Raw genomic sequence first — 6,708 nt, forward strand, 5'->3', positions numbered from 1 at the left:
AGAGCATTAATCCATTTAATACGGCTTTCATCGTAGCCAACACTTGCTCCGACAAAGAGATCAGGCTTTAGCTTGTAATCAATTCCAATCAAAGAGCCTGCCATCTTATTGCGATATCCCATATCAATCCCACTGGCTTTTTGGTGAGAGATATTCCCAAACCCTTGAATCCAGATCCCACCTTTAGGTCCCATCATCAGAGCATTATCTTGCATATGTTGTTGCATATTGAGAGCCATAGAGGGACTACGTGTTTGTTGATCTTCGGGTCTAATATGGCCGAACGCTTGACGAAGTTGAGTGAGAAGAGCCGTTGATCTTTGACTCTTCACCGTTGTAAACGCGGCTGCAGTTAAAGGAGATGCAGCCATATCTCTCAGATAATGCATTCTGAAGCCATTAATCTCATTTATTAATGATGCTGTTTCTTCTTTTAGTAAGAGCTCATCAGGCGAAATCTCTTTGAAGAAGTTAGCAATTCCTTGTGCATCAGGGGTATCATTCAGAATTGCAATAACATCCTTCATATCAGGATCTGTGACAGGTTGTGGAAGATTATCTAAGTAGTCAACAACTTCTCGAATGTTCGGATTATCCGTCACGGAATTAACAATGTCTTTAAAAGGAACATAGTTAACGTCTAAAAAGACTTTGTTTGGATTTGTCATATAATCGGCTTCCCAATTGAAACGTACATGAGAACTTTTGATCGCGCCAAATTGACCATTCACAAGATTATTAGAAGATAAGACTTCGAAAGCTTCATGATTTTCATAAGCATAAGTATCCCCGGGAACGACATTGATCGAGAGAATACTGCCATTAAGATTTGCTTGCCCATCTACTTGAATCTTACTGGCAATATCAGGATTGATTGCTAATAGGGTCGTGGCCGTGGAAGTTGGTGTATAGTCTCCCTTAATAAGAGAAGATACATTAACATTCGTTTGAACCAAAACTCCTTGGTTAGTTAAGTCAGATCCTATTGTTCCATTTAAAATCATTGTCGTTTGGGGCAGTATTGTAACTGAACCTGGAACAGATCCATTTAAAGTTAAACTTCCCCCTGTTATGGTCGTTGTACCTGTATACTGTTGATCTCCTGTCAAAGTTACACTCCCCGTTCCAGAAAGAATTAAATTTGCAGAATCATTTGCTGTCACATTATCTGCTCGCAAGAGAGCCGCATTCTCAAACACATTATTATTCTCTTGAGTAATTGGTGTTGATAAAGACAGAGCAGAATCATTTGTCTTTAATGTCACACTTGAACCTGACGCAAGTTGAAGAGGATTAGTCAATGTCATTGATTGATCAATACTTAAGGTTGTATCATTAGATAAATAAATAATTCCTTTTCCTAAGCTTGCAGAAGACTGAGCGATAACTTCTCCTGCTTGAACATAGAATCCTTGATTAAATGTATTTTGGCCCGAGAGTGTTAAAGAGCCTACTCCTTCTTTTATTAGACTTCCTTTTTCCCCAATAATATTACCCGCAAAAGAAGAACCATTTACTGTTCTTATCGTTAATGTTTGATCAGTGAGATTAATTGTTGAACCAGAAATACCGTTAAGATCTCCCAATTTTTGAGAAGCTTTAGACATATCAAAAATAGAATAAGATGATTTAAGGTTTAAGGACGGATTCACTTTAAGAATACTATCTTTTTCCATTGTCATTGTTGCGTTATTAACAGTCCAAAGAGAAGATGTTAAGTTTTGTCCGGCTAAAGTTAAGTTTGCATTCAGAATAACGTTAGAATTTTCTCCTCCTGCTAATGTTCCCTTGATTGATGAAGCTCCATTTAAAATCAGAGAATTACCACCCCATTTAAAAGATGTATTCGAATCTGTTTGCAAAGAAGAAAGAATAAGATCATTTCCTGAAGCCGTCGCATCAAATAGAGTTGATACTTCTTCATTTTCTGATTTCTCGAGAATGATTGCTGTAGAAGAAGCAAGACTTGCTTCTTGAGTAAGCACCGCTCCACTCTCAGATTTGATCTGAAGAGTACCTGGAGCTGAATTACGTCCACCGAAAGTTACTGTTGCTCCTTGATCAAGGACGACGAGCCCTCCTTGAGTGGTGAATACACCATTAAAGGTAGAAGATTTTGTTAACATTAGTGTATTACTTCCTAATAAAAATCGACTATCAGTAGACGTCCCAGATAATTCTCCTAACGTTACGGGAGTTGTTGAGCTGATATCAAAAGTTGCATTTTGATCCCAAAAATTAATATTACTATTATCAGGAAGACTTCCCCCTGCCCCTAAAGCAAAGGTTGCAGTATCAAAGAGTTCCAGACCACCTGTGAAAAGATTCTTTGCCTTACTTATAAGAGATCCTGTTCCACCGATAAGAAGTTTATTAGCTCCTTTTATAACGCCTGTAAAAGTTGACGTGAATCCTTCTGTGCTAAAATTAATTCCTTCATTTGATCCTGAAACTGCTGATTTAAGTGTAAATTCGTTAGCAACAGTTAAATTTTCTTCTCCAGCGACGAGATTTGTACCATCAGCCATGGTAACATCACTATTTCCTAATGCAGTATCTGTTGAAAAAGTTACCATTGTATAATTTCTAAGCTCAAGCCCTCCTTTAAAACTATTATCACCCCCTAAAGAAAATTCTCCATATAGAGTTAATTTTCCATCTCCACTGATGGGACCTTTGATGATTGGTTTGCTGACTGAAGTTTCCATGCTTACGGCACCATCAAGTATAAAGGAATTAGACGATGTGATTTCCGCTGCTGGCCACACAAACGTTGTATTGTCTTGCATTTTAATTTGAGCATTACCGAGCCCACTAACATTATTAAGTTCAACAGTTCCTTTATTGATGTTAAGAGCATAGAAATTATTTTCTGAACTACCTCCGATTCTTAAGGTTGCAGCTCCCTCTTTTGTAAGAATACCGGAGCCAAGATGTTTTATATTTCCGAGGAGATTTGAATCATCAACGTCGCTTGTAAGAATTAGTTCTGTGTTACCAAGATTAAGAGTTGTTGTTTCTTCAGTATTAAGTCTGCCCCAATTTTGAGTTTGAGTACTGTTCTCGAGAGAAATTGTAGATTGTCCAAGACTGCTAACTTGGATATCAGAATTAAAAGTAACTTCATCCTGAATATTAAGAGTTCCTTTATCAATGGATAAAGCATGAAGAGCATGTTTAGATGTTCCTGCAAGCGTGAAAGTTCCATCACCACTGAAATTAACACGCCCATAATTCTCATCACCCACCATAAATTTACCTGAAAATGTAGAATCTTCAGTGGCTGGCGTCTCAACATTAAACAAATAGTCTCCAAGTTTAATTTGTGTTCCTGCGACACCATCAAGCTTAGAAACCGTGAACGTATCACCAACAGAATCATTGAGAGTCCTGAGATCTAAAATGGCTCCGCTCTCTGCAAGATTAAGGGCAAATTTTCCTGAGGGTAATAATCCTTCAAAACTAAACGTGGTATCTTTCTGAATGTTAAGAATCCCCTCAAAAGTATTCTGAGCTGTTGAAATAATCTTTCCAGCTCCTGCGATAATGAACTTCCCTATCCCTGAAATAATACCTGACAAGGTGCTATCGAATCCTTGAGTATTTGCCGTGACTGTACCAGCAATTGTGAAATTATTATCGAAATCAGCTCCTGAACCCCATTTAAGAGTTGTTCCATCATTCATGGAGACTGAACCCATTCCAAGAGCTCTTGATTTATTAACAGTCACTGTTTTATTGGCACTGATGCTCGTCCCACCTGAATAAGTGTTTGCAATATCTCCAATTGTTCCCAAACTGAGATTATCGACTATATTTATTCCACCTGCACCAGAAAGAACACCTGTAAGAGAAGCAGAAAATCCTGCTGGATTAAGAGTGGCTGTTCCATTAAAAGCAAATGGATTGGTTAATATTGCTGCTGTTCCCCACTTAAGAGTTGTACTACCTGCCATCGTAACATCTCCTGTCCCAAGGGCAGAGCTGTGTCCTACTAAAATCGATCCTTCAGAAATGGTAGTTCCGCCAGAATAAGTATTATAGCCAGAAACGTAGAAGGTTCCTGATCCTTGTTTGATAACCTGACCATTGAACCCTTGAATTCGGCCCCTAAAGTTTGAATCATTAGCTGTGCCTAAGGTTAAAGTTTTACTGGCAATATCAATAATGGTACTAGGCGTTCCAGAGAGATCGCCCACTACTTGAGATCTTAAAGACATATCAAAAGTAGAGAGTACTCCACTAAGGGAAAGAGATTTGTTAGAGCCGCCAAAAATATTAGCAATTGTTGCTACAACCGTAGTTCCCTCTTGAATTTCGGTGCCTCCTTCATGAGAAACAACTTTATTCATATTTAATGTTCCCCCACCTTTAATAATAAGCTTTGATAGGGAAGTCCCTGCTTGAGAGATAGTTTTATCCATCCAGCACTGTATCGTGGCTGTATCAATTATAGCAGTGTCTCCATCTAAAATTATTGGATTTGAAATCCTTGTAGAGGTATTACCAACCTTTAATGTCGTGTTATCACCCATTGTAACCGGTCCCGTACCAAGGGCTGAGCTGTGTCCTATCTGAACTATTCCTGCAGAAATGGTGGTTCCGCCAGAATACGTATTATTGCCAGAAACATAGTAGGTTCCCGTTCCTTGCTTGATAACCTGACCATTCGCCCCTTGAATTTCACCAGTAAAGGTTGAATCATTGCTTGTGCCAAAGGTTAACGTATTGCCTCCAAGATTAATAAAGGTACCAGCCACTCCATTGAGATTTCTCAATATAAGATCCTTATTGAGCTGTATACTCCCCCCTTCAAGAGAAATAGTTCCAGTTCCTAAAGCATTCTCATGATCTATTGAGGTAATGCCATTTTTTATTTTAACAGGTCCTGAATAAGCAGAGCTATCTCCTCTTAAAGTAATATCCCCTTTAATTGTGAAAGCTCCATCTCCCGAAAGTGATCCATTAAAAACAGAAGGAATATTATTTTTTTCAAATATTAAGTTAAAAGCTCCTAGATTAAGGATAGTCCCAGTAGCACCATTAATGCTTTTATAAAGAGTATCTCCCTCAAGCGACCAAATAGGAGAAATTCCATCAGCCCCCTTAATATCAATTTGTTGGGCATCAATCTTGCGGATCTTATTGTTGTCAGTATCGGCTACATAGACGTTTCCAACCTTATCCACAGCAACTCCAAAAGGACTATCAAACTTTGCAGCAACTCCAATACCGTCGATATAGCCCTCCGTACTGCCGGCAATGAGACTCGTTTGTCCATCGAGGGTAATTTTGCGGATCTTAGAATTAAAACTATCTGCAACATAGATATTTCCAACCTTATCCACAGCAACACCATTAGGAAAATTAAATTTTGCAGCAGCGCCAATACCTTCGGTATCGCCCACTATACTGCCCGCAATGAGTCTCGTTTGCCCATCGAGGGTAATTTTGCGGATCTTATGGTTATTACGGTCTGCTACGTAGACAGTGCCACCCTCATCCACAGCAATACCAGAAGGATAATAAAATTTTGCAGCAGCGCCAATACCTTCGGTATCGCCCACTATACTGCCGGCAATGAGACTTGTTTGTCCATCTGGCGTGATTTTGCGGATCTTATGGTTGCTAGTATCGGATACATAGACAGTGCCCCCCTCATCCACAGCAACACCACTAGGAACAGAAAATTGTGCAGCAGCGCCAATACCTTCGATATCACCCCCTATACTGCCGGCAACGAGACTTGTTTGTCCATCGGGCGTGATTTTGCGGATCTTATTGTTACGAGAGTCTGCTACATAGACATTTCCAACCTTATCCACAGCAACACCAAAAGGATAATAAAATTGTGCAGCAGCGCCAACTCCTTCGATATCGCCCCCTATACTGCCGGCAAGAAGGCTCGTTTGTCCCTCGGGGGTAATTTTGCGGATCTTATAATTATAACTATCTGCAACATAGACAGTGCCCCCCTCATCCACAGCAACACCAAAAGGACTATCAAACTTTGCAGCAGCGCCAACGCCTTCGGTATAGCCCTGCGTACTGCCAGCAAGAGTTGACACAAGGTTCCAAGGACCAATACTCGTTGCATGTAGCGAATTTGGTATGGTTACATAAAAAGTCACTCCAGCCATAATAAGGTTTTTTAAAACTGACAAAGTAAACTTATTTTTTATAATTTTTTCCTTATTATTCATGCCCATCTCCGACCCCACTGAAAAAAAAATTAATTCTAATGCTGCATAAGTTTTAACTTAAATTGATTAAAAATTTATTGACCAAGGATATTTTTTTAAGTAAACGCTTCATCACAAAACAGCTATGAATACAAAAGTTCTTGATCTCCATGAATCTTATTTAGCTTTTTCAATTGGTTGCTAATTCTCTGTTTAATTTTAATTTATTATTTGTTTAAAACTTCGTTCCTATTTTGAGAGAGACTTCATGGGCATTGTACTTTGAACTCAATTGAGCATCATATGCCGCTGAGATGAAGAACCCTGAATTTGATTTATAATCAAGACTAAGACCTGGAGAGACTTGATGTTGAGTCTTATTCGTTCCAGACGCCAAGAAAGTCCCTGGTTGCCCCACAAGGTTCGCTGTGATTCTTCCCTTCTTTAACGGATGCTTGTTAACATACGAGAGTTTTACTTTGGCAGTAAGAAGACCTTCTTCTAACTTGAAGTGGCGATAAATATT

2 protein-coding genes are annotated in these 6,708 nt (G+C 39.1%); both read right to left on the bottom strand.

Annotation, left to right across the window (positions count from 1 at the left end; all coding sequences use genetic code 11):
• A partial coding sequence (locus tag J0H12_07550) for an autotransporter-associated beta strand repeat-containing protein (protein MBN9413752.1) occupies window positions 1–6,203 on the bottom strand: 6,203 nt, incomplete at its 3' end.
• 214 nt (window positions 6,204–6,417) lie between these two features.
• Window positions 6,418–6,708 (bottom strand): hypothetical protein (locus tag J0H12_07555; GenBank protein ID MBN9413753.1); only part of this gene is annotated, 291 nt, incomplete at its 5' end.

This window comes from Candidatus Paracaedimonas acanthamoebae, assembly GCA_017307065.1.
GTDB lineage: Bacteria > Pseudomonadota > Alphaproteobacteria > Caedimonadales > Caedimonadaceae > Paracaedimonas > Paracaedimonas acanthamoebae_A.